This window comes from Halorussus ruber (assembly GCF_004765785.1).
Lineage (GTDB): Archaea > Halobacteriota > Halobacteria > Halobacteriales > Haladaptataceae > Halorussus > Halorussus ruber.
Window position 1 is genome coordinate 98,842 of sequence record NZ_SBIT01000010.1, and the last position, 22,030, is coordinate 120,871.

Genomic DNA, 22,030 nt, shown 5'->3' on the forward strand with positions numbered 1-22,030 from the left:
AACGGTCACGTTAGCGTTGTGGTGGGCACCCCTGCGATTCTGGCTCCACCTGTCACGCGAATCCGAACGTCTCGGGTTCGGGCTTGCCGAGGACGTCGGTCACGACCTCGTAGAGGTCCCGAATCTGCGGTCGGGCGCGCCCGGTCTCCGTGCGGTCTCTCACCCACCTGTATCGAACTGTGCCCTCCTCGTCCACGAAGAAGCAGGCGCGGCGCGCTCGCCGGGCCACTCCGAGCGCCCGGTAGGTCACGCCGTAGGACTCGGCGATGGAGAGGTCCCGGTCCGAGCAGAAGGGATAGGTCACGTCGAGGTAGTCCGCGAACTCCTGATTCGTCCGAGGCTTGGCGCGATTGACGCCGACGACTTCGAGGCGGTCGTCGGTCGTGAACCAGTCGTACTCGCCGAGCGCCACGCGCTCGGCGAACGCCTCCAACTCGAAGTCCGTGGGCTGAAACACCAGCAGAACCGCGCCGTCGGACAGCAGCGACGAGAGCGTGACCTCCGACACCGACCCGTCGGGCATCGCCAGGGGCGCGGTGAACTCCGGGGCTTGCGAACCGACGGTCGGACCGCCCGAATCTTCCATTATCGTCTCCTTGCGCGCCGGTTGGTTTAAAATTACCTTCGCGTTTCCGACTCGTTTCTTTGGGCGTTCGGCTTCCGACCCGTTTATGACGGTCGCTCCGAAACGTCGCGTCCATGGTTTCGCCGCTACTCGCCGACGCGCTGGTCTTGGTGGGGCTGGTCGGCTTCTACGGCGGTCTGGCGCGGGACCTCGCGCCGACCACGGACCTCCTCGACCGGCGTCTCGGTCTGGGACTCTCGCTCGGGGTGTACGTCGCTGGCGGGGTCGCGGCGCTGTTGTCGCTGGCGACCGTCGCGGTCGAGATTTCGCGGGGCGACTTCGGCACGCTGGAGGCCTGCACGTCTGCGCTCGGGTTCTGCCTGCTGTTCGCGGTCGTGTTCGGCCTGTTCTTCCGATTCGGCCTCGCGGTCTACGCGGTCCTCCTCCGGGTGGGACTGAACCTGCCGCGAGGCTGAGGGCCGTCCCGGCGCACGATTTCACCCGTCCTTGCGGGTTGCCCACACGTCAACGTTTATCCGGTCGGATTGCGTGGTTCGGTTTATATGCCGACACGAGTACCCGATTCCGAGTTCCGCGACCGACTCGGTGCCGTCCGCGGCCGAATCGACGACGCCGGTGCCGACGCCGGAGTCTGGTTCGGCGCGACGAGCATCGAGTATCTGACCGGCTTCGACCACATCCAGACCGAGCGCCCGGTCGTCCTCGCGGTCACGGACGACGAGGTGGCGATTACGGTGCCCCGACTCGAAGTCGAGCGCGTCGAGACGAACCCGCGCATCGACGCGGTGCATCACTACTTCGACTACCCCGGCGGGAACCCAATCGAGACTGCTGCGGAGATGCTCTCGGAAGTCGGTGCGGAGTCCGTCGCCACCGACGCCGACGGCGCGCCGGGCGTGATGGGCTACGAGGGGCCGAAGCTCTCGGAGTTCGTCGATGTCGAGACCCAGAGCTGGGTCGAGAGGATGCGCTGGGCCAAATCCGACGTGGAGGTCGAACTCGTCCGCGAGTCCGCCCGGTGGGGCAACCTCGCCCACCGCTATCTGGCGGACTTCACCGAGGTCGGCGAGCATCCCGCGACCGTGAGCCAGCGCGCCTCGATGGAGGCCTCGCGGGCGATGCTCGACACCTTGGGCGAGGAGTACGTCCCTCGGACCCGAGGAGACGGTCCGGCGATGGCGGGATTCATCACGGGCGAGCAGACCGCCCTGCCCCACGGCCACACCGCCAACCGGCGCTTGCAGGAGGGCGACGTGCTGGTCACCGGCGCGAGCGCCAACGTCGATGGCTACCACTCGGAACTGGAGCGCACGATGTTCCTCGGCGAACCCACCGACGAGCAGGCCCACTACTTCGAACTCATGCTGGAGGCCCAGACCATCGCCATCGACGCGCTCGGGCCGGGCGTCGAGTTGTCCTACGTGGACGAGCAGGTCTGGGACTTCTTCTCTGAACAGGGCGTCGCGGACCTCGCCCAACACCACGTCGGGCACAACATCGGTCTCGGCGCGCACGAACCGCCGTACATCGACCGCGGGTGGACGACCCACTGCGAGGAGCAGGACGGTCGGGAGACCGAGGACGCCGAGATGGAACCGGGCCACATCTACACCATCGAACCCGGCATCTACACCGACGAGTACGGCTATCGCCACTCGGACACGATTGCCATCACGGAGGACGGCGTGGACTGGCTGACCTACTTCCCGCGGGATTTGGAGTCGAACGTCATCAGCGTCGAGTAGTCGAGAGGCGATTCTGGGCGGTGGGATTTTCGGATTCTGCGTGCGCTCTTTCGATTTTGATTCTGGGCGCGCGCTGGCGTGACCTCGTGTCACGCCATCGGCGTGCGAGGGCCGAGGACCGCAACGGAGTGAGGACCGCAGGCGGTTGGGGAGGACGAGGCGCGGTGCGGTCGGCGGTGCGGTTGCGGTGTCTCCTTGGCTTGAGCCTGAAGCTAGCTCTCTCCGTTCTCCGTTTCTGTCTTTTCTCCCTATTGCCGTCTTCTCTCTCCGTTCCCATCTTCTCGACTCGTCGTTGTCCGCCAGATAAACAACTCTACAATCATAAAGAACACAATTATAATTCTTTAAAAATGGATGGTTGTCTCTAGTTCTTCTCTCATCGACTCTCCAGCCACCCTCTCCCGAACGAAAAGCTACGTAAGAGACCTCTCCGAACCAACGCCAATGACCGACTCGACGCGCCGACAGTTGCTCCGGAGTGCGACGACCGTCGCCGCGACCACCTCCCTTACCGCCCTGGCCGGTTGCGCGGGCGTCCTCTCCGAGAACGACCGAACGACCCCCGTCGATTACACGCTTCCCGAAGCGACCGCCAGCGCCGAGGTCGAGATGGGGCCGGACGGCACCAACCTGTTCGCGCCCGAAATCGTCCACGTCGAGGTCGGCGGCACCGTCACGTGGACCAACGTCTCGGCCAATCACTCAGCGACCGCCTACGCGCCCGCTCACGACTACCCGCGGCGCATCCCCGAGGAGGCCGACCCGTGGGACACCGGCGTCATCGTGGCGAACGGCGAGTCCTCCTCTCACACCTTCGAGACGCCGGGCGTCTACGACTACTACTGCACGCCTCACGAACCGTTCGGGATGGTCGGTACCGTGGTCGTCGGGAATCCCGACCCAGCGGGACAACCCGGTCTGCAACCGCCGAGCGACGGCCGCACCGAGAAGGCGGCGTCGAAAATCGAGGCGCTGAACGCGAAGGTTCGGTCCGGGCTTGAGGGGTGACGTAAGTGGGTTGGATTGGTTTCCGGCCGGTGGGTCGTCGTAGAGTGATTACCGCAAGAAGCTAGCTTCAGGCTTGAACACAGGAGTCTACCGCCCCGTCCCGCGACCGCGAGCCTCTCACCTCCCCAACCTCCTCGTTCGCTCCTTTCAGTCACTCACTCGTCCCTCGCGCGACGATGGCGGACCACGAGGCACCGCCAGACAAACCGCATCTGCCGAGCAGTCGTTCACTCCGTTCACGACAATCCCGCCAGCGCGCGCCGAAGCAATTGGCTAACTGCAATTTGTCACCCAAAACTCGCCTCGGTCCGACCGATTCAAGTCCGCTTGCACTAATCCCGAGATAGTGGCAGTCTCGTTCGACCTGTTCGGAACCCTCGTGGACGCAGACCGGCCCGAGGACCCCGCCAGCGCGGTCGCCGCGGAACTCCGAGCGCGCGACGTGGCGGTGCCCGACGACTGGGCCGACGCCTACCGCGAGGTCCACATCGACGCGCCGGAGGGCGCAGAGGTCCCGCTCATGGCCCACGTCAGCGCCGCCTTGGCGAGTCGCGGCGTCGAGGCTCCCGGCAACGCCGCCCGGAGAGCAGTCGTCTCGGCGTTCGACCCCGACGTGGAGACCCGAGACGGCGCGCTCGAAGCGGTCGAGGCCGCGAGCCAGCGGGGGTCGGTCGCGCTCCTCTCGAACTGCGCGGTGCCCCAACTCGCCCGCAAGGCCCTGATTCGCTCGGACCTCGACTGCGGGGCCTTCGACGCGGTCGTCACCAGCGTCGCCTCCGGGTGGCGAAAGCCCGACCCGCGGGCGTTCGAGACCTGCGCCGACCGCCTCGGCGTCCCGGTCGCCGACCTCACGCACGTCGGCGACGACCCCCGGACCGACGCCGGAATCGAGGAGTGCGGCGGCACGGCGGTCCTCCTCGACGACGTTTTCCTGACCGAGTTCCCCGACTGGTTGGAGGGTCGGGCGTGAATCCCGCCATCGCCGTCGCACTCGCGCTCGTCCTCGACGCCGCGGTCGCCGAACTCCCGCGGCGACTCCACCCCGTCGCGTGGTTCGGGTCGGTCGTCGCCCGCGCCGACCGCGAGTGGTCCCGACCGATGCTCGCGGGCGTCGCCGTCGCTCTCGTCCTCCCCCTTCTCGCGGCCGGAGTCGTCGCGCTCGCGGTCGGACTCGCCGAGAGCTTCCGTCCTCTCGCGGGCCTCCTCGCGGCCGGACTCGTCCTCTTCGCCACCACCAGCCTCCGGATGCTGGTCGAGAAGGCCGGGGAAGTCGTCGCCGCGACCGAGGCCGACCTCCCGACCGCCCGTAAGCGACTCGAGTGGCTGGCGGGCCGGGACGCCGACGACCTCGCTCCCGGCCAAATCCGGAGCGCCGCGGTCGAGAGCGCCGCCGAGAACCTCGCGGACGGCGTGGTCGCCGCGCTTTCGGCGTTCGCCCTCCTCGCGCCCATTTCGCTCCCTCTCGGGGCGGGGGCCGCCGCGTGGGTCAAGGCGGTCAACACCCTCGACTCGATGCTGGGTTATCCCGACAAATCCCACGGAACCGCGAGCGCCCGTCTCGACGACATAATTATGTGGATTCCTGCGCGCGCGAGCGCCGGACTGGTCGCGCTCGCGGCGGTCCTCGTCTCGTCTGGGAACTCTCTCTCGGGGCGCTCGCGTTCGGACCACTCTCGGGGGTCACTCTCGGCGGGGCGTCGGTGGGCCGACGCCCCGCCCTCGCCGAACTCGGGGTGGCCGATGGCGACCCTCGCGGGAGCCATCGACGCCCGCCTCGAAAAGCCGGGCGTCTACGTGCTGAACCCCGACGCGGGGCTTCCCTCGGTCGAGACTGCTCGCTCCGGGGTTCGGATTGCGGGCCTCGCCGGGGTGCTGGCGTTCCTCTTCGCGGGCCTACTGGTCGCAGCCGTCTCGGGGGTGGTCGCGTGGTTCTGACCGCCTTCCGCGGCGCGGTCGGCTTCCTCACGCGCATCCCGACCGGCCGGTCCGAGGAGGCGTGGGCCGCCTTCAGCGAGACCCCGGCGGCCTTCCCGCTGGCCGGGTGGGTCGTGGGCCTCCTCGTCGCGGTTCCCCTCCTCGGGTCCGCACTTTCCTCGCTTCCGGCCCCGACGATTGCGTTCGGCTACCTGCTCGCGGTCTACGCCGTCACGGGCGTCAACCACGCCGACGGGGTGGCCGACCTCGGGGACGCCGCGGTGGTCCACGGCAGTCCCGAGGACCGCCGGGCCGTGCTGAAAGACACTGAGGTCGGCGTCGGCGCGGTGCTGGCGCTCGGGACGGTGCTGGTCGGCCTCGCGCTGGCCGCGCTGGGAGTGGCCGGACTGCCACCGATTCGAGCGGTCACGATTGCACTCGCCGCCGAGGTGGGCGCGAAGTTCGGGATGGCCGCGGTGGCCTGCCTCGGGTCGCCCGCCTTCGAGGGCTTGGGGTCGGCGTTCACCGACAACGACCCGGCCGCGCTGGTCGCTCCGGCGCTGGTCGCGGCCCCGGTCGTCCTCCTCGGCGCGCCAGCGATTGGGGCGCTCGCCGGGGCGGTCGCCGTCGCGCTCGCACTCCTGCGGTGGTCCCGGGTCAACCTCGGGGGCGTCAACGGCGACGTGTTCGGCGCGACGAACGAACTGGCCCGGGTCGCGGGCCTCCATCTGGGGGTGGTCGCGTGGACGCTCTCGTGATGTGCGGCGGCCGGGGGACCCGCCTCGACAGCGAGGCCGAGAAACCGCTGTTCGAGATTGGCGGGAGGCCGATGGTCGCGCGGGTGGCCGACGCCCTCGAAGCGAGTCGCGTCGAATCGGTCCACGCGGTGGTCTCGCCCAACGCCCCCGAGACCCGCGAGTTCGCCCAAGCGCGCGACTCGCTCGCCACCATCGAGACGCCCGGCGAGGGCTACGTCGCGGACTTGCAGGTCGCGCTCGACGCGGTCGAGTCCCCGGTCCTCACGACTGCGGCCGATCTGCCCCTGCTGGAGGCCGACGCCGTGAATCTGCTCCTCGACGCCCACGACGCCGTCAGTGCTGACGCCGCTGGCGGCGTCGCGCCTTCGACCACGGTCTGCGTTCCCGCCGCGCTCAAGCGGGCGCTCGGCGCGAGCGTGGATACCGCCTTCGAGCGCGAGGAGGACGGCCGGGAACTCGCGCCGACGGGCGTCAACGTCGTCGCGGAATCAGAGGAAGATACCATGTACGAGACATACGACGCACGCTTGGCTGTCAACGTGAATCGACGTTCGGACGCAAAACTAGCGGAGGAGTTGCTGTGAGGTTCGTCCTATTCGCCGGGACGACCCGGACCGCCGAAATCGAGGGACTGAGCGCCGCGGGGGCCGACCCCGACGTGATGGTCCACACGCCGAGCGCGGACGCCGAGATTCTGGAGTACGGCGAACTGGTTCGCGCGCCGGTCGTGCCAGTCAGTCCCACGGGTTGTCCGACCCCGGCGGTCGTGACCCGCGCGGTCCGCGAGCTGGCCGACTTCGAGACGACCGTCGTGGACGCCGGATTGGCCGAACCGACCGCCGCGCCGACCGTGACGGTCGGGGCGCGACCCGGCGAGGACATTCGGGAGGACGACCCCGTGGCGACCGCGCCCGGCGCGTTCGCCGCGGCCCGCGAGTTCGGCCGCCGGGTTCCCGACGACGAGGTCTTCGTCGCCGAGACGATTCCGGGCGGGACCACCACCGCGCTCGGGGTGCTGACCGCGCTCGGCGAGGAGCGCGGGGTCTCGTCGTCGCTCCCGGACAACCCCCTCGACCAGAAGCGCGAGGTGGTCGCCGAGGCCCTCGACGCCAGCGGACTGGCCCCCGGCGACGCGGCGGGCGACCCCCGACTCGCGGTCCGGCAGGTCGGCGACCCGGTGCTGGCGAGCGCGGCGGGGTTCGCGGTCGGGGCCGCTCGGTCCGGGACCGCGGTGACGCTGGCCGGAGGCACCCAGATGACCGCGGTCGCGGCGCTCGCGCGCCACGCCGGACTCGACGCGCCACTCTCGCAGGCGACGACGAAGTTCCTCGCCGACGACGAGAGCGCCGACCTCCGCGGAGGGATGGCCGACTTCGATTTGGAGTTGACCGTCACCGACCCCGAGTTTGACGGCGAGAGTCATCCGGCGATGGCGCGCTTCGTCGCTGGCGAGGCCAAGGAGGGCGTCGGGATGGGCGGCGCGCTGGCGCTGGCCGAGCGCGCCGGAATCGAGATGTCGCGGGTCCGCGAGGAGATTCAGGTCGTGTACGACGAACTGGTCTCGGAGGGCGGCGATTCGGAAGGTGGCGATGGACCCCGATAGCGTCCGCGAGGTCGGTCGAGTCCCCCACGGCGGGAGCGACGACCCCGACCTGCTGGACTTCAGCGCGAACACCAACCCCCGGACGCCGGAGGGAACCGAGGAGATTTACGCCGCGGCGCTCGACGCGGCGCGGTCGTACCCCGACGACGACTACCCCGAGTTCCGGGCCGCGGCGGCGGAGTTCGCCGACTGCGACCCCGAGGCCGTCGTCCCCACGCCGGGCGGTCTGGCCGCGCTCCGTCTCGCGTTCGCCACCAGCGTCTCGCCGGGCGACTCCGTGCTGGTCCCCTACCCGAGCTTCGGCGAGTACGCCCGCGAGATTCGCTTGCAGGGCGGCGAACCCGAGTTCGTCCCCTACGACGAGATGCTGGACGCGGACCCGGAGGACCACGCCGCGGCGGTCGTCTGCAACCCCAACAACCCGACCGGCGAGGCCTACGACGACGCCGCGCTCCGCGAGTTCGCGGCCGAGTGTCGGGCGAGCGACGCCCTGCTGGTAGTTGACGAGGCGTTTCTGGGGTTCACGAATCGCTCCTCGCTGGCGGGCACCGAGGGCGTCGCCGTCGCGCGCTCGCTGACCAAACTCTTCGGCCTGCCGGGCCTGCGCGCCGGATTCGCGGTCGGGACTGGAGACATAGGCGACGATTTGGCCACCGCCCGGCGGGCGTGGGGCCTCGGCACCCCGGCGGCGAAGGTGGGGGCGTACTGCCTCAGACAAGCCGATTTCGTCGCCGAGACCCGCGAGCGGGTCCGCCGGGAGCGCGCCCGGATGGCCGACGCGCTCGCCGAGGAGTTCGAGGTATATCCCTCCGACGCGCCCTTCCTCCTGCTCGATACCGGCGAGCGCGACCCGGCCGAACTCGTCTCCTCGGCCCGCGAGGAGGGCGTCGCAATCCGGGACGCGACCACCTTTCGGGGACTGGACTCGCACGTCCGGGTCGCGGTCCGGAGTCCCGACGAGAACGACCGCCTGCTGGAGGTGCTGAGGCGTGTCTGAGGAAGCGAGCGCGTTCGAGACGACCATCCGCGAGGGCGTCCTCCGGGTCCGCCGGGAGGGCGCGCGCTGGCTCTCCTCGGGGTGGGACGGCGGGGAGTGGCGCGCCGACGCGGCGTACAACGTCTCGGTCCCCGAGGGGTTCGACCGGACCGACCTCGAGACCTACCTCGCCGAGCGCCGCGAGCGGGCCGGATTCGGCGACTCCGGCCCGTGCCTGCTGACGGGCGTCGAACTCCAGCACGCCCGGGGCGCGCGGTGCGGGCCGGTCTCGGCGGTGGCGACGGCGGGCGTCTCGAACCCCGCCGCGCTTCCGGTGGCCCCCGACGCGCCCCCTGCCGAGTCCCCCACCGAGTCGGGCGGCGAATCCGCCGACGGGTCGGCGGATTCGCCCGAAATCGGCACCGTCAACGTGCTGGTCGGCACCGAGCGGTCGCTCGCCAGCGGCGCGCTGGCGAACCTGCTGGCGGTCGCCGTCGAGGCCAAGACCGCGGTCCTGCTTTCCGAGACCGGCTTTCCGGGCACGACCAGCGACGCCGCCGTGGTCGCCTGCAATCCCGCGGGCGAGGAGGCGACGTTCTCCGGGGCCGCGACCGAGGTCGGAGCCTGCGCCCGGGCCTGCGTCCGCGAGGCGGTGCGGGCGAGTCTCGCGTCTCGGTACGGTGAGGACACGGACGCGACGGTCCCCGCGTCGGTCGCCGACGCCGACCACGGCGTCGTGACCGACCGGCGCGCCGAGGTGTTCCGTCCGTCAGAAAGTGGTGTATAGATTGCTTAAGAAAGCGTATTTCGATATTAAAGAATTGTAAAAATGGCTAACGGCGAACAGACTGCCGACGATGGTACTGAAATCGCCGACTCCCACGCCGCCTCGACCGACCCCCATATCGAACCCTCGACCCCCGAGGAGTTCGGCCTCGTGCAGGTCTGGTGGGGCGACGGCAAGGGCAAGACCACCGCGGCGCTCGGCATGGGGTTCCGGGCCGCGGGCCACGGCTACCGCGTCCACCTCGTCCAGTCCAAGCCGGACGACCTCGAACTCGTGCTGACGGGCGGCCACCAGCGACCCGAGTACGTCACCGGCCTCGCGGACCTCGTGACCCACGTCGAGAAGGAGGCCCACCCTATCGAGGACGGGCAGGGAGCGCGGAAGGGAACCGAATACTGAGCCGACGACGTAATTTTCGGAAACGTAGATTTTTAACGTATCGCGCACAACTCCGTGGCAATGGTCGAGGCGTTCGCGGTGGCGAGCGGCAAAGGCGGGACTGGCAAGACCACGACGACGGTGGCGCTCGGGATGGCGCTGGCCGAGGAGTACGACGTGACCATCGTGGACGCCGACACGGGGATGGCGAACTTGCTGTTTCACACCGGTCTGACCGACGCGGACGTGACGCTCCACGACCTGCTCGTGGCGGACGAGCGCCAGCAGACCGACGTGGCGGTCGAGGACGCCGTCTACGAGCGATTCGGCATGTCGGTCGTCCCCTGCGGGACCAGCCTCTCCGCGTTCGAGGACGCCGACCCCGAGCGACTCCGCGAGGTGGTCGCCGAACTCGCGGCTGGCACCGACGTCCTCCTGTTGGACTCGCCCGCCGCGCTCGGCTCGAAGAGCGCGATTTTGCCCATCGTGCTGGCCGACCGCGTGGTGGTCGTGCTTCAGCCGACGATTCCGGCGCTCAGCGACGGCCTGAAAGTCCAGGAGTACGCCCACTCCTACGGCACCGGGACCGCGGGCGTCGTGTTCAACAAGGTCCACGACCCCGAGGAGACCCGCGGCGTCGCCGAGAAGACCGAGCGCTACTTCGACGGGCCGACGCTGGCGACGGTGCCCGACGCCGACGCCGCCCGGTCGGCCCGCCGGGCGGGCGAACCCTTGCTGGCCCACGCACCGGAGAGCGAGGCGGCCCGCGCCTACCGCGAGGCCGCCGCACTCCTCGACGTGCGGTCCGGCGAGTCTGGCGAGGTGGCTGACCGCTTCCGGAGCGCAGTCGTCCCCGACTCGCCATGACGCGCTCGCAGACAGACGGGGCGGTCGGGCGAGATTCGTCGGACCTCCCCGACCTGCCGGAGGGCACCCTCGTTCGCTCGCGGGTCGAGTCCAATCCCGCCGCGCCGCTTGCGACCGCGCTCGACCGAGAGTTGACGGGCTACGCCGTCATCGAACCGCAGGACGCGCTCTTGCTGGACGCCGACGGCGCTGGCGTGGTGGCATTCGAGGAGGGCGTCCCGCGCTTGGCGTACCACACCGGAACGGGCCGAGTCGGGCCGAGGGCGCTGGCCGACGTGGCCGGGCCGGGACCCTACGACGTGGCGCTCCGCGAACTCCCGGCCGACGCGCTCGCGGCGTTCGATGAGTGGGAGTCCGACCGGTCGGACCTGCGGGTCCCGCCGGGAATGGCCGCCGAGCGACTGGCTGGCGACCCGGAACTCGCCGAGCGAACCCGAGAGGCGGCACCGCCGGAGTTCTCCGGCGGTGTCACGGGCGATGGGGGAAGTGGCGCAAGCGGTGGGAGTAGCGCGAGCGACTCCGGCGAGTCGCTCGACGCGGTCGAGGCCTTTCTGGAGGACGAGGAGAAAATCGAGGCGATTCGGGACCGCGCCCGCGAGGAGGCCCGAGACCGGGCCGAGCGGTTGGGGTTGGACGAGGAGCTAAAGTAACGCCTTTGCCACTCGGATTCGTACTTCCGATGTCATGACAGACCAAGTCTCGAAGATGGAGGGCATGACTCCGAACAGCCAGATGGGACTCTTCGGCTACCTCATCGCGGCGGGCGTGGGGTTCCTCCTGATTCCGATTTCGCCCTTCCTGCTCGCGCTGTGGCTGTTGACAGACCTCGGCGGTAGTCAGAACGAGTACGCGGCCTGACGCTCCGGAGTCGCAGCGTAACGTTCTCAAAAGGAGTGATTTCCGGCTATCAGTACGACTTCGAGTTGGCGTAGTCGCCGTGGTCGTCGTACAGGTAGCCGGTGTCGCCGTCGTTGTTCCAGACGGTGTAGTCGGTTCGTCCCCAGTAGAGGTGGCTGGCGGTGTCCGTGCCGGTGTGGAGCGCGACGACCTCGCCCTCGTAGCCGAGGCAGGTCGAACCCTCCTCGGTGTCCGGCACGCCCTCGAACTCGCTGGGCGTGTTCGAGGTGTGGACCTCGGGCGTGTCCACGCCGAGGAGTCGGACCTCGTCGGTGCTTTCGTTGTCGTATTCGACGGTAATGGTGTCGCCGTCGGTCACTTCGACGACGGTGGCCTCTTGGGTGCCGCTGATGGAACTGGTCGAGTAGTCTGTTGGTTGTACGCCCGTCGCGCCCGCCGGGACCGCCACGCTGGCGACCAGCAGAGCGACGACGAGTGCAGTCAGAGAGTGCGTGTCGAGTTGCACGTGCTGGAGAAAGAATTTTACTTTCTTATCCTTCCCATGAAATAAATTGTGGGTGTAGATGGCAATAGTGGGCAATATATGCTGTCCAAGGCATTAATCACAAATTTTTAAGCAATATTTTTAATTTTTTAGACGGATGTAGAATTGTCTGTCTCCGCGGAGTCGCGGCCGCGAGGACCGCCGCGACTCCGTGCGACTACGGACGCCACCGGGACGCTATCCAGACGGCGACGACGAGTCCGGCGACGGCGACGCCGGGACCGAATCCGGGCGTCTCAGTAGTGCTATCGAGGCCGTCGGCTTTGGTCTCCTCGGCGGCCGCCTTCTCCACCGCGGCTTTCGTCCCGACGGTAATCGGGCCGACGTTCTGACTCCGACGGTCGTCCTGCCCGGCGTAGTAGTAGACCGCCTTCCCGCCGATGTCGTACGCGCCCGGTTCGTTCACCTGCAGTCGGACGCGAAAGCTCTCGTCGGCACCGGCTTCGACCTCGAAGAAGTCGGTGGACTTTCGACTCACTGGCGACTCGCCCGCGACGCTCTGTATCGAGACGCCCTCGGCGGGGAGGTCGAGTTCGAGTTTCACCTGCAGCGACTCGTCGTTGACGTGGTTCGACGCGCTGAACATCACGACGGCGGTCCCGCTTTCGGCCTCGACCGTCGCGCGATTCGCGGTCAACTGGAAGTAGGCGTTCTGCTGGACCGTCACTATCTCGGTCGCGGTGTTGTCCATGCCGCCCTTGCCGACGACGTGGAGTTTCACCGAGTGCTTGCCAGCCGAGTCGAACTGCTGGGTCACTTTCCGGCCGCTGGCCTCGTACTCGCCGTCGCCGTCGAAGTCCCACTCGTAGCGTTCGATTCGGGAGTCTCGCTCGGCCTCGAACGAGATACTCTGGCCGGACTGGGGCTGTTTCGGCGAGAAGGAGAACTCGGCGGTCGGCCCCTTCAGGACCGATACCGACTGGGTCGCGGTATCCGAAGCGCCGTCGCCGTCGGTTACGACGAGTTCGACGTCGTAGTCGCCGGTCTCCTCTATCGTGTGGCGGACCGTCTCACCGTATTTCACGGTGTCCCCGATTTGCCACCTGTACTCGGTGATTCGGCCGTCGGGGTCGGTCGATTCGCTCGCGTCGAAGCGAACCGTGTCGCCCCGTTCGAGGTTCGTCGGCGAGTAGGATATGTGAGCGTTTGGACCCTCGTTGTCCGTTTCGACCGAGATCGTCACGCTCTCGCTGGCGGTCAGTTCGTCGTCGTCGGTGACTTCCAGTTCGACCGAGTACGTGCCGGGTTCCTCGAAGGCGTGGGTCACGTCCTCGCCGAAGCCGGTCGCGCCGTCCCCGAAACTCCAGTCGAACTCCTCGATGGTCCCGTCCGAATCGGCCGACCCGTCGGCCCAACACTCGACAGGTTCGCCGACGGTGACCTCGGTCGGACTGCACGACAGTTCCACCGCCGGCGGTTTGGTCGTCTCCGCCACGTAAACCGTCTCCGAGGCCGTGTCGCTCACCCCCGAGTCGTCGGTAACTTCCAGTTCGACCGAGTACGTGCCGGGTTCCTCGAAGGTGTGGGTCACGTTCTCGCCGAAGTCGGTCGTGCCGTCGCCGAAACTCCAGTCGAACGCTTCGATAGTTCCGTCCGAATCGGCCGACCCGTCGGCCCAACACTCGACTGTCTCGCCGACCGTCACGTCGGTCGGACTGCACGAGATGTCGGCCGTCGGCGGTTCGTTTTCCTCTTCGACGCGTATCGTCTCGGTCGTCTCGTCGGTGGCCCCTTCGTCGTCGGTCACCGTCAACTCGACCGAGTACAGTCCCGACTCGCTGAACGTGTGAACCATGTCGTCGCCGACCAAGTTCGTGCCGTCTTCCAAGTTCCAGTCGAACTCCCGAATCGTCCCATCGGAGTCGTACGACTCTCCGGCCGAACACTCGACTACTTCGCCGACCGCGACCTCGGTCGGACTGCACGAGATGTCGGCTACCGGCCGTTCGTTGTCCTCCTCGACATCGATCATCCGTGACGCCGCGCTGGTGGCTCCGTCGTCGTCGGTTACGGTCACCCCGATACCGTAGTCGCCAGCATGGTCGAAGGTGTACGAGAGGGTTTCCCCGGAGTCGATGTCCCTTCCATCGACGTTCCACTCGTAGGACTCGATAGAGCCGTCCGAGTCGGTCGAACGGTCTGCGGTACACGTCACCGTCTCGCCGACCGATACGTCGGTGTCGGTACACTCCATCTCGGCGTCCGGCGGCCGGTTCGTGGCTTCGACGACCTCGAAGACGTTGCTCTTACTCCTGTCTGCGAGGCGAGTGTGGAGATTGTCGCGGTCACTCTCCTCCCAGACGGACGTTCGAGAACCGTACTCCCCCGGCGGTGCGTCGCTCTCTACGGTCCAGCGAAGCCGTACCCACTCCGTCTCGTAGGGGTCGAGCGTCACCGTCGTCCCCGTTTGGCCGTCGTTGTTGTACCATTCCCTGTCGGGTCCCTGCACGCCGTACCCGACGAAGAAGGTGTGTCGAACGTCGCCGGTGTTTTCGACCTCGACCTTTGCGACTACGGTCTCTCCCGGTTCGAAGTCGCCGATTTCCTGCTTGAAGTCGAGTATGCGCGCATCGACGCCCGCCGTTGCTCGGACCGACGAGGCGTTCATTACGGTGTGCTGGCTGTCGCGTTCCGAAAGCGACTCGCCCGTCGGCGATACGTTCTCGGGAACTGCCCTATAGCCGACGCCGGTGCCGACCATCCACGGCGAAAGCACGACACTCCCGACCACCAAGAGAGAAAAAAACGCAGAAAGCGCCCGAGCGCCACGTCCAGATACCATATTGGATAGGATATATCAGATTAGGATAAAACTGTTGATGGGCGGGTGACGCCGCGCTACTCGGTCAACTCTTCGAGTCCGTCGCGCACCGCGAAGCGGGGCATCTTGGTGTCGGACTCGATGCGACCGACGTGCCGACCAGTCAAATCCGACACGAAGTAGTCGTTCTTGAGCGCCCAGTGACGAATCGCGTCGGCGATTCTCGGCGTGTAGAGGACGGTTCGGCCGTCCCGATACCGGCCGAGTTCCCCGGCGTCAACCAGCGCGTTCAACTGGTTCGACATCCACGGCCGGTGTTTCGCCGACTGATACTCCTCGAAGAACGACGGGTGGTCCTCGCCGAGCAACTCGATAATCTCGTTCGTACTTCGGGGGTTTCCCATCGTCGAGAGCAGTTCTCCGAGGCGCTTCTGGGCGGGCGTGAGTTCGGTCGTTTCTCGGTTCTCGACAGTCTCGGCCGACTCGGACTCGCCGTCGAGATAACCGAGGTCCGAGAGGGTCTCACGCAACAGCGCCGGGTCGTTCTCCGCGAGCGATTCGAGCGCGGCTCGCGTCTCGGCGTCGAGCGACCCGAGCGCGGATTCGAGTCGGGCGTCGGTCGCCTCGTCACGACTCATCGGCGATCACCACGTCCCGCCGGTCTCTGAACCGCGGACCGAACAGCGCGAGTTCGTGGCGGTACTGTTCGCCGCGCCACGAGACGCCGCCGCTGACCGCGCTCGGGTCGTGTCGCTCGTTGACCGACGGGACGCCCGACTGCTCGACGTAGGCGTGGATACCGTGGAAGAACTCGAAGTCGTCGGTGCCAAATGCCTTCTCGTAGCACTCTTTGACGTTCTCGGCGCTCTTCACGTCCACGTCGCTCGGCGTCGTCGTCCCGCCCGGATGTGTGTGGAACCGGGCGACGACGTTGGGCGTCCGGCCCTCGGGGTACGACGCCGCGACTCGGCGCGCGACTTTTCCTTCGAGCGTAGTCACGCTACTGCGGGTCGCCGACTGGTAGAACTCGGGTTCGTCGAGTCCGAACAGTTCGGTCGGCGTGGTTTCGGACTGCCCCGTCAGGACGTACACCGTCTCGACGCGCTCGTGGGCGCCGTTCTTGCCGCGCGTTTCGAGCGCCTGCATGAACGGCTTCGACGCCGGGAAGGCGAACGTGCCGCGAGGGTTCGTGGTCCCGACCGGCGGGCTTCGAGGCGACACGTCCGGTTCGGGGTCGGTCCGAGGCTTGGACTCTGCCGAACGCTCCTCGAAGTCCACGTCGAACGTGTGGGTCGTGAACCACGAGTCGTCGTCCAGCACGCCAGAGGGGTCGCCGGTCCCGATGTTTACGTTGGTTCCCCACGCGTCGGCGTTGGTACGCACTTCCACGTCGGGGTCTGTGTCCTCGCTGGAGTCGTCGTCTCCGAAGAAGCGGTCGAACATTAGTGGTTACCTCGGTCCTGTCTATCCGGAGAGGACCGTCACTTGCCGACTCCGATGTTGATGTCGCGCGGACTCATCTTGGTCATGGCGAGGAAGGCGACGCCGAGCAAGGCCATCAAACCGAGGATGATCATCACGTTGGTCGAGACGGGGAGGCCGTTGCCCGACTCGCCGTCGGTGCCGCCGGTGCTGGCGGCCGTCGTCTCGTTGTCCTCGCCGCTACTGGCGTCGTTCGAGGCCTCGTTGGGTTCCTGCACGTCGAAGTTGAACGTCATGCCGTCGATTTCACGGGACATGTCCTTGTGGCCCTTGGGCCAGTAGGTGATGTCCGCGGTCACGCTCCGGTCGCCGGCATTAGCGCTGTAGACGTCCGCGCTGATGTCCTTGATACCGCCCGAGGGTCGGACCTCGAAGCTTCCGGACACCATCCCGGCACCGCCCGAGAAGAGGTCCGAGGAGCCTTCGATGCTCATCCCGCTCGGGACGCTCATCGTGATGTGGACGACGACGGGACAGGTCGCCGTGGGTTCGACCTGGAAGCCGCCCGAGATTTTACCGGGCTGGGACGCGTTGATGGTCTTCTGCGGGGCGTAGAGCTTCGCCTGCGACATGCTCGGCGGCGACGAGATGGAACCGCACTCGTTTTGGGCGGCCGCGGTCGTCTGCGTCGAGTTGGCGGCTGACGCGCTGTTCTGGAGCTGTGCGGCGGCCGGGGCCGCGAACCCCGTCGTGAGGACGACGAGGGCCACGAAGACCGCGACCGTGCGCTGAGATTTCGTGTCTATCATCTCTCTCGATTCAGACATGAGACTCCACACATATATACTTTTACGAGTAACTTTACGAATACAATTTACGAGTAAAACGAGGTTTGAAGGCTTGAAAACCGACAAAATACGGGTTTCAGGACAGATAATAATATTAAATTTTCCTATATTATTGTCCCAGAAGTAGTTGACAGGATTCGTATAATTCGTGGTCCGGCAACTCGGACGGTCCGGCTCGCTTAGTCACCGACGCTTTCGGCGACCAGCGTCAACTCCATCGACTCGCGTTCGCTCGTCACCCGCACGTCGAACGCCGCCGCCAGCACGTGCGTCTGGCCCGCCCGCTCCTGCACCACTACGCCCTGCCGGGCCTCACACGCGCCGAACTGCCGGTTCGGTCCGCCGGGACAGTTCCCGTCGCTCCACGCTTCTGCCGCCGACTGGTTGTACCCGACTTGATACACCGTGCCGGACTCCACGCGCGAGGAGCGAAGCGCGTCTAACCTCGGGTCGAGCGCCGAGCGAACCCCGGTCACGGCCGCCTCGCGCTCGTCCCACGCGAAGTTCGCGGGCGCGTCGGTCGAGGCGTCGTGGACCGCCCGCGAGAGGAGTCGCTCGGCGTTCCGGTCGGGCGCGTCGTACTCGGCGCTGGCGGTCACGTCGGCGTGAAAGCCCAACTGGAGGTAGGCGACGACGACCGGCGCGAGCGCGATGGCGACCAGCGCGGCGGCCGCGAGGACGAGTTGGGCGCGCTCGCCGACCGGAGACTCGTCTCCCGTCACGCGTACCACACCCAAATCGTCACGTCGCCGAATCGGGTCGTCACCGTCGCCGACCCGAGTGCCACGCCCGCTGGCTTGCGGAACCCGACCGCGCCGCGGGGCGTCCGCACCCGGAACATGAGGTTGTCCGGCAGGATGCGCTCGACGCGCCGCCGGAGGTCCGCCCGCTCGCGGTCGAAGGCGTCGGGCGAGCGCACGACCTCCGCGAGCCGAGTCGCGCCGCCGTGGCGCGGGGGTTCGCCAGCGAGGACGGTCGCGGCGTCCTCGGCGTAGAGGTCCAGTTGGGCGGCCCGGCCGTCGGGCGACGGGACGCCGAGCGCGAACCCCATCGCAACCGCCAGAATCAGCACGACGCCGACCCCGGCCTCGACGACCGAGAGGGAGAGTTGTCCTCGCGGCGTCTGCGAGCAGACGCCGCGAGAGGACTCTTCAGCCATCGACGGTCACCGCCAGCACGCCCTTTCTGGTCTCGGCGGGGTAGTTGGTGAGTTCGACGCTCCCGGTCGGGAGCGGGCCGTCGGTCTCGAAGGTCAGCGTCGTGGTCTCGAACCGCGAGAGTCGAATCGTGAACGTCCCGCCCAGTCCCGAGGAGTTCCGGAGGACCACGCGGTCGTTCGCTCGGACGACCGTCACGTCGGTCCCGCCGGGCGGCGTCAGCCGAATCTCGACCCGAGGGGACCGCCGGGGGAGCGTCACCGCCGGGTCGGTCGCCGAGAGTTCCGGCGTCGTCGTGACCGCGTCTCGGCGCTCGACCAGCACGACGCGCCGAATCGTCGCGCCGCCGGTCGGGTCGCCCGCGGACGAAAGCGTCCGGTCGCCGAGTCGGACCCGCACGTCGGCCGCCTCGCTCACGGGGAAAGAGTCGTGCAGTCGGGTGGCGTTCAGCCCCGAGAGTTCCTCGGCGTCGAGGACGTTCGCGCGGGCCGTCAGCGCGGACTCCGGACCGACGAGTCGCTCCGAGAGCGCGACCGCGACCCGGCGCTGGTCGGCGTCTCGCTCGGCGCTCAGGTACGCCCGGTCGGCCATCCCGAAACTCACGACCGTCACGCTGGTCACGACCAGCAGGGCGATGGCCAGCGCGGGCAGGTTCATCTGAGCGCGATTCATGGGTCTGTATCCTCCTCGGTGGATTCGAGTCGGACTTCGAGGCCCTCCTCGTCCGCGCTCTTGCCGACTGCCACGACCGCGCTGTCCCGGCTAGACCACTCGCCTTCGACCGATTCGACCGTCTCGGGGAGCGCGAGTCGCACCGCCCCGCCGACTCGCTCGTCGGGGTGGTCGAGGAGCAGTTTCCGGTTCTCGGCCCGAATCGCGTAGGTCTCCCCGCGGATGGTCCGCGGGAGCGTCACTTCCATTTGGACCTCCACGCGCCGGGCCTCGGTCGGCACGGCCTGCTGGACGCGCTCGGCGGACTGGGCCAGCACGCGCTCGCCGACCTCCGCGCCCGCCGCGGTCCGGTACTCCGGCACGACGCCGCCGTAGAGGGTCGCGGTCAGCACCCCGACGTAGAGGACGACGATGCTGGCCTCCATCGCCTTGCCGACGACCGGCGAGACCGCGCGGGTGTCGGACCGAAAGCTAACCGCGTCAACCATGCCGCACCTCCAATCGCATCTCGTGAACCACCAGATACGCCACGCGCTCGCCGGGGTACTCCGCCACCACGCTCGTCACGCCGTCGCCGTCGAAGTCGCGGGTCGTCACGGTCGCGTTCTGGCGCTCGAAGTGCCGCCGCCACGCGCCGGGGGTCGCGGTCTCGACCGCGACTCGGTAGGTCCCGTCGCCGAGCGCGGTCCGGTGGTGCGAGACGTTGGTCCGCAGAACGACCGACCCGCCGCCGGTCGCCGAGAACCCGACCGTGCCGTCGAGTCGGGGCGCGCCGACGACGAGGACGCCCTTCGAATCGGAGTCGCCGCCTGTATCGCGGGAGGCCGTAATCGGCGGCGGCGTCCGAACCACGGCGTTGCCCGGCGGCCCGCGGACGACTCCTCCGGCGAGGAAGGCGACCCGGCGCTGGCCCGCGGTGAACACGAGCGCGTCGGCCTGCACCGTCCGGAGGACCTCCGACTCGTTCAGCACCCGGACCTCTCGCTCGACTGTCTGCAGCTCGCCGTCGGTGAACGAGACTCGACCGCGGTGGACTCCGGTCGCCGCCACGGGTTCGAGCGCGTCGTCGAGGTCGGTAGCGACGCGGGACGAATCGGCGGCCGCGGCGTTCTGTTCGACCACCGTGCCGATGCCCGCGGTCAGCGACCCGAGCGCGACCACGACCACCCCGAGCAGGATGGCGACGCCGACGACGTTCGACTGGGCGCGCGAGGCGGTGTTTCGGGTCACACCATCCCGACCCCCGCGAACACGAAGTAGGCGACGCCGACCAGCGCCGCGGAGTGGAGCAGGGACTCGTAGAACCCCCTGCTCGCGTACCCGGCGAACCACCCGCAGGCGAGCATCGTGGCCTGCGTGACGACGTAGAACCGCTGTCGGTCGCGGGCCGGTTGCACCGCGTCGGCGTCGAGCGCGAGGCCGGAACTCGCGGTCGAGACCGACGATAGCTGGGCGAAGCTGTCGAGGACGTAGGCGTTGACCGCAATCATGATGCCGACGACCAGCAGGGCCGTGGTCCACCCGACCGCGACGTAGACCAGCATGTTCGAGCGCAGGGCCTTGCGCTCGTGGTAGAGTCGCCCGATTTCGACCTGTAGCGTCTCGAAGATCGCCTCGGCGTCTCCTCCGGCGTCGAGTGCGCCCGTGACGAGACCGATGGTCTGGTCCGCGAGGGGTGTGCCGACCTGCCCGACGAACTTCGAGAGCGCGGCGGCCTGCAAGTCGCCGTCTCGGGTGGTCAGGTTCGCGTTGAACGCGAGGTCAGCCACGTCGTCGTCCAGCGCGCCCAAATCCACGTCGTCCGCGACGCGCTCGACGGCCTCCGAGAAGGGACGCCCGAGGCTGACGTGGCCCGAGACGGTGTGGACGAAGTCCTTGATTTCCCGGTCCTTCGCGTCGTCCAGGTTCGCCCGCCGGAGCGCGACCAGTCCGACCGGGAGCGCGAACGCGACGTATCCCAGTAGCGCGACGTTGACGGGCCGGTAGTCGAGGGTCCAGAGGCCCGCCGCGAAGGCGACCGCGAGGGGTCCGGCCACGACCAGCGCGCTCGCGGGATTCCGGAGTGCGCTGGCGAGGATTCCGAGCGCGCTCGCCGGACGCTCGTAGCCTCGACCGGACTGGTCGGGCGGTCGGAGGGTGGCGACCACGAGGGCCGCGCCCGCGCCGACCACGAGGATGAATCCGGCGCTCCCGTAGACCAGCATCGCCCGGACCGAAATCGGGCCGAGCGGCGTCCCAGTCGTCTGGCTCAGGCCGGGCGCGAGGACGCTCATCACGGTCACGACGATGACCAGCAAGGCGGGAAGCACCAGCAGGACGACGAACATCTCCGCGAGGAGTTCGAGGAAGTCTCCGGCCTGCTCCCGGTTTCTGGACTGCCGATTGGACAGCATCCGACTCTCCATCTGGAGGTACTGAGCCAGCGCGTCCGGTCCCTGCTGGGTGTGTTCGCGGAACTTCACGAGGAAGGGCGCGAGTCCGTTCCGCGAGGGGGTGTCGCGGGCCACGATTCGCAGGCCCTCGCCCAGACTGCCGGTCAGGGTCGCCTTGTTGAGCGCCTTCCGGAAGGCGACCGCGGTCTCGCCGTAGGCCTGCTCGCGGTCGGCGACTTTCCGGAGCATCGCCGCGCCGTCGTCGCTCCCCGACGAGAGGGCGTGGAGGTACCGGACCGCACCGGGCAGGGTAGACTCGATGTTCGACCGGCGGGCGTCGGCGCTCCACTTGAGGTAGCGCCCGCCGAGCGCGACGATTGCTCGCTTGCCTGCGAATCCGACAGCGAGGGCTGTTCCGGCGGCCGCGGTCGTTCGGGAGACTCCGGGCACGCCGACTGCTTCGAGACCGGGGACGCCCCTGCGGAGGAAGCCCGCGAGCGCCGAGAGGGCGGCGTCGGGGAGCGCGACGACCGCGACGAACGTCCACCCGGCGACGAGCGCGAACGCCAGCCACGACAGGCCGTAGGTCCGCGAGAGATACACGTCGAAACTCGTCGTCACGCCGGTCGCCCGGTAGTGCTTTCGGTCGCCGTCGTGGCGCGAGGCGTCGGCGTGCCGGGAGAAGAGGGCGTAGAGCGCGCGGTCGAGGACCGAGAGCGTCGAGGTCGCTCGGTCGGTGTCAGGGGGCGTATCCACGACGTCGTCCTCCTCGAA

26 protein-coding genes are annotated in these 22,030 nt (G+C 68.2%); 14 read left to right on the forward strand and 12 right to left on the reverse strand.

What is annotated here, in order from left to right:
- Window positions 1–52: 52 nt before the first annotated feature.
- Complete coding sequence (locus EPL01_RS16760) at window positions 53–586, reverse strand: redoxin domain-containing protein (RefSeq protein ID WP_135826432.1); 534 nt, start codon at window positions 584–586, stop codon at window positions 53–55.
- A 113-nt stretch (window positions 587–699) separates the two neighbouring features.
- Here EPL01_RS16760 and EPL01_RS16765 point away from each other — a divergent pair, with 113 nt between their 5' ends.
- The 14 genes from EPL01_RS16765 to EPL01_RS21815 all read left to right on the forward strand — a co-directional run bounded on the left by EPL01_RS16765 (window position 700) and on the right by EPL01_RS21815 (window position 11,480).
- Complete coding sequence (locus EPL01_RS16765; RefSeq protein ID WP_135826433.1) at window positions 700–1,041, forward strand: hypothetical protein; 342 nt, start codon at window positions 700–702, stop codon at window positions 1,039–1,041.
- Window positions 1,042–1,128: 87 nt separating this feature from the next.
- Entirely contained in the window at window positions 1,129–2,331 is a 1,203-nt protein-coding gene (locus EPL01_RS16770) for a M24 family metallopeptidase (RefSeq protein ID WP_135826434.1), read from the forward strand.
- A gap of 444 nt (window positions 2,332–2,775) precedes the next feature.
- Window positions 2,776–3,339, forward strand: a complete 564-nt coding sequence (locus tag EPL01_RS16775) for a plastocyanin/azurin family copper-binding protein (protein WP_210424179.1) — start codon at window positions 2,776–2,778, stop codon at window positions 3,337–3,339.
- A 346-nt stretch (window positions 3,340–3,685) separates the two neighbouring features.
- Entirely contained in the window at window positions 3,686–4,309 is a 624-nt protein-coding gene (locus EPL01_RS16780; RefSeq protein WP_135826436.1) for an HAD family hydrolase, read from the forward strand.
- Window positions 4,306–5,274 carry an adenosylcobinamide-phosphate synthase CbiB gene (cbiB, locus tag EPL01_RS16785; protein WP_135826437.1) on the forward strand — a complete coding sequence of 323 codons (969 nt, stop codon included), beginning with the start codon at window positions 4,306–4,308 and terminating at the stop codon, window positions 5,272–5,274. Before EPL01_RS16780 ends, cbiB begins: the two co-directional genes overlap by 4 nt.
- Window positions 5,265–6,011 (forward strand): adenosylcobinamide-GDP ribazoletransferase, encoded by a 747-nt coding sequence (cobS, locus tag EPL01_RS16790; RefSeq protein WP_135826438.1) that lies wholly within the window; start codon window positions 5,265–5,267, stop codon window positions 6,009–6,011. Before cbiB ends, cobS begins: the two co-directional genes overlap by 10 nt.
- Window positions 6,011–6,595 carry an NTP transferase domain-containing protein gene (locus tag EPL01_RS16795; RefSeq protein WP_135826580.1) on the forward strand — a complete coding sequence of 195 codons (585 nt, stop codon included), beginning with the start codon at window positions 6,011–6,013 and terminating at the stop codon, window positions 6,593–6,595. Before cobS ends, EPL01_RS16795 begins: the two co-directional genes overlap by 1 nt.
- Entirely contained in the window at window positions 6,592–7,614 is a 1,023-nt protein-coding gene (locus tag EPL01_RS16800; protein WP_135826439.1) for a nicotinate-nucleotide--dimethylbenzimidazole phosphoribosyltransferase, read from the forward strand. Before EPL01_RS16795 ends, EPL01_RS16800 begins: the two co-directional genes overlap by 4 nt.
- Window positions 7,601–8,611: a threonine-phosphate decarboxylase CobD gene (cobD, locus tag EPL01_RS16805; protein WP_135826440.1), complete on the forward strand. Its 1,011-nt coding sequence runs from the start codon at window positions 7,601–7,603 to the stop codon at window positions 8,609–8,611. The genes EPL01_RS16800 and cobD overlap by 14 nt, the downstream gene beginning before the upstream one ends.
- Window positions 8,604–9,377 (forward strand): adenosylcobinamide amidohydrolase, encoded by a 774-nt coding sequence (locus tag EPL01_RS16810; RefSeq protein ID WP_135826441.1) that lies wholly within the window; start codon window positions 8,604–8,606, stop codon window positions 9,375–9,377. Before cobD ends, EPL01_RS16810 begins: the two co-directional genes overlap by 8 nt.
- A 42-nt stretch (window positions 9,378–9,419) precedes the next feature.
- Window positions 9,420–9,776, forward strand: coding sequence for a cob(I)yrinic acid a,c-diamide adenosyltransferase (locus EPL01_RS16815; RefSeq protein ID WP_135826442.1), 357 nt, complete (start codon window positions 9,420–9,422; stop codon window positions 9,774–9,776).
- 60 nt (window positions 9,777–9,836) lie between these two features.
- Entirely contained in the window at window positions 9,837–10,622 is a 786-nt protein-coding gene (locus tag EPL01_RS16820; protein ID WP_135826443.1) for a nucleotide-binding protein, read from the forward strand.
- Complete coding sequence (locus tag EPL01_RS16825; protein WP_135826444.1) at window positions 10,619–11,272, forward strand: DUF8054 family protein; 654 nt, start codon at window positions 10,619–10,621, stop codon at window positions 11,270–11,272. The genes EPL01_RS16820 and EPL01_RS16825 overlap by 4 nt, the downstream gene beginning before the upstream one ends.
- 34 nt (window positions 11,273–11,306) lie before the next feature.
- The gene (locus EPL01_RS21815; protein ID WP_168215940.1) at window positions 11,307–11,480 is read left to right on the forward strand and encodes a DUF7535 family protein; all 174 of its coding nucleotides are present in this window, start codon (window positions 11,307–11,309) and stop codon (window positions 11,478–11,480) included.
- A gap of 49 nt (window positions 11,481–11,529) precedes the next feature.
- On the opposite strand, the gene EPL01_RS22700 is transcribed toward EPL01_RS21815, so the two are convergent.
- The 11 genes from EPL01_RS22700 to EPL01_RS16880 form a co-directional block, all read right to left on the reverse strand.
- Window positions 11,530–11,985: a hypothetical protein gene (locus EPL01_RS22700; RefSeq protein ID WP_135826445.1), complete on the reverse strand. Its 456-nt coding sequence runs from the start codon at window positions 11,983–11,985 to the stop codon at window positions 11,530–11,532.
- Between the two features lie 196 nt (window positions 11,986–12,181).
- Complete coding sequence (locus EPL01_RS16835) at window positions 12,182–14,740, reverse strand: PKD domain-containing protein (RefSeq protein ID WP_168215941.1); 2,559 nt, start codon at window positions 14,738–14,740, stop codon at window positions 12,182–12,184.
- Between the two features lie 122 nt (window positions 14,741–14,862).
- Complete coding sequence (locus tag EPL01_RS16840; RefSeq protein WP_135826447.1) at window positions 14,863–15,423, reverse strand: hypothetical protein; 561 nt, start codon at window positions 15,421–15,423, stop codon at window positions 14,863–14,865.
- Window positions 15,413–16,228, reverse strand: coding sequence for an MPN domain-containing protein (locus EPL01_RS16845; protein WP_135826448.1), 816 nt, complete (start codon window positions 16,226–16,228; stop codon window positions 15,413–15,415). Before EPL01_RS16845 ends, EPL01_RS16840 begins: the two co-directional genes overlap by 11 nt.
- 38 nt (window positions 16,229–16,266) lie before the next feature.
- Complete coding sequence (locus EPL01_RS16850; RefSeq protein WP_135826449.1) at window positions 16,267–17,034, reverse strand: hypothetical protein; 768 nt, start codon at window positions 17,032–17,034, stop codon at window positions 16,267–16,269.
- A 200-nt stretch (window positions 17,035–17,234) separates the two neighbouring features.
- Window positions 17,235–17,786 (reverse strand): DUF7261 family protein, encoded by a 552-nt coding sequence (locus tag EPL01_RS16855; protein WP_246045729.1) that lies wholly within the window; start codon window positions 17,784–17,786, stop codon window positions 17,235–17,237.
- A complete protein-coding gene (locus EPL01_RS16860; protein WP_135826450.1) occupies window positions 17,774–18,214 on the reverse strand; it encodes a DUF7262 family protein in 441 nt (146 codons plus the stop codon). The genes EPL01_RS16855 and EPL01_RS16860 overlap by 13 nt, the downstream gene beginning before the upstream one ends.
- Window positions 18,207–18,884: a DUF7263 family protein gene (locus tag EPL01_RS16865; protein WP_135826451.1), complete on the reverse strand. Its 678-nt coding sequence runs from the start codon at window positions 18,882–18,884 to the stop codon at window positions 18,207–18,209. Before EPL01_RS16865 ends, EPL01_RS16860 begins: the two co-directional genes overlap by 8 nt.
- Window positions 18,881–19,372: a DUF7266 family protein gene (locus tag EPL01_RS16870; protein WP_135826452.1), complete on the reverse strand. Its 492-nt coding sequence runs from the start codon at window positions 19,370–19,372 to the stop codon at window positions 18,881–18,883. The genes EPL01_RS16865 and EPL01_RS16870 overlap by 4 nt, the downstream gene beginning before the upstream one ends.
- Window positions 19,365–20,114, reverse strand: a complete 750-nt coding sequence (locus EPL01_RS16875; RefSeq protein WP_135826453.1) for a DUF7289 family protein — start codon at window positions 20,112–20,114, stop codon at window positions 19,365–19,367. Before EPL01_RS16875 ends, EPL01_RS16870 begins: the two co-directional genes overlap by 8 nt.
- A complete protein-coding gene (locus tag EPL01_RS16880) occupies window positions 20,111–22,012 on the reverse strand; it encodes a type II secretion system F family protein (protein ID WP_135826454.1) in 1,902 nt (633 codons plus the stop codon). The genes EPL01_RS16875 and EPL01_RS16880 overlap by 4 nt, the downstream gene beginning before the upstream one ends.
- Between the last annotated feature and the right edge of the window lie 18 nt (window positions 22,013–22,030).

Bases quoted from the DNA above. Each gene is read 5' to 3' on its own strand.
- EPL01_RS16770 (WP_135826434.1), top strand. From the start codon at position 1,129: ATGCCGACACGAGTACCCGATTCCGAGTTCCGCGACCGACTCGGTGCC.
- EPL01_RS16840 (WP_135826447.1), bottom strand. From the start codon at position 15,423: ATGAGTCGTGACGAGGCGACCGACGCCCGACTCGAATCCGCGCTCGGG.
- EPL01_RS16765 (WP_135826433.1), top strand. From the start codon at position 700: ATGGTTTCGCCGCTACTCGCCGACGCGCTGGTCTTGGTGGGGCTGGTC.
- EPL01_RS16870 (WP_135826452.1), bottom strand. From the start codon at position 19,372: ATGGTTGACGCGGTTAGCTTTCGGTCCGACACCCGCGCGGTCTCGCCG.
- EPL01_RS16860 (WP_135826450.1), bottom strand. From the start codon at position 18,214: ATGGCTGAAGAGTCCTCTCGCGGCGTCTGCTCGCAGACGCCGCGAGGA.
- EPL01_RS16815 (WP_135826442.1), top strand. From the start codon at position 9,420: ATGGCTAACGGCGAACAGACTGCCGACGATGGTACTGAAATCGCCGAC.
- EPL01_RS16820 (WP_135826443.1), top strand. From the start codon at position 9,837: ATGGTCGAGGCGTTCGCGGTGGCGAGCGGCAAAGGCGGGACTGGCAAG.
- EPL01_RS16795 (WP_135826580.1), top strand. From the start codon at position 6,011: ATGTGCGGCGGCCGGGGGACCCGCCTCGACAGCGAGGCCGAGAAACCG.
- EPL01_RS21815 (WP_168215940.1), top strand. From the start codon at position 11,307: ATGACAGACCAAGTCTCGAAGATGGAGGGCATGACTCCGAACAGCCAG.
- EPL01_RS16850 (WP_135826449.1), bottom strand. From the start codon at position 17,034: ATGTCTGAATCGAGAGAGATGATAGACACGAAATCTCAGCGCACGGTC.
- EPL01_RS16775 (WP_210424179.1), top strand. From the start codon at position 2,776: ATGACCGACTCGACGCGCCGACAGTTGCTCCGGAGTGCGACGACCGTC.
- EPL01_RS16760 (WP_135826432.1), bottom strand. From the start codon at position 586: ATGGAAGATTCGGGCGGTCCGACCGTCGGTTCGCAAGCCCCGGAGTTC.
- cobD (WP_135826440.1), top strand. From the start codon at position 7,601: ATGGACCCCGATAGCGTCCGCGAGGTCGGTCGAGTCCCCCACGGCGGG.
- EPL01_RS16825 (WP_135826444.1), top strand. From the start codon at position 10,619: ATGACGCGCTCGCAGACAGACGGGGCGGTCGGGCGAGATTCGTCGGAC.
- EPL01_RS16865 (WP_135826451.1), bottom strand. From the start codon at position 18,884: ATGAATCGCGCTCAGATGAACCTGCCCGCGCTGGCCATCGCCCTGCTG.
- EPL01_RS16845 (WP_135826448.1), bottom strand. From the start codon at position 16,228: ATGTTCGACCGCTTCTTCGGAGACGACGACTCCAGCGAGGACACAGAC.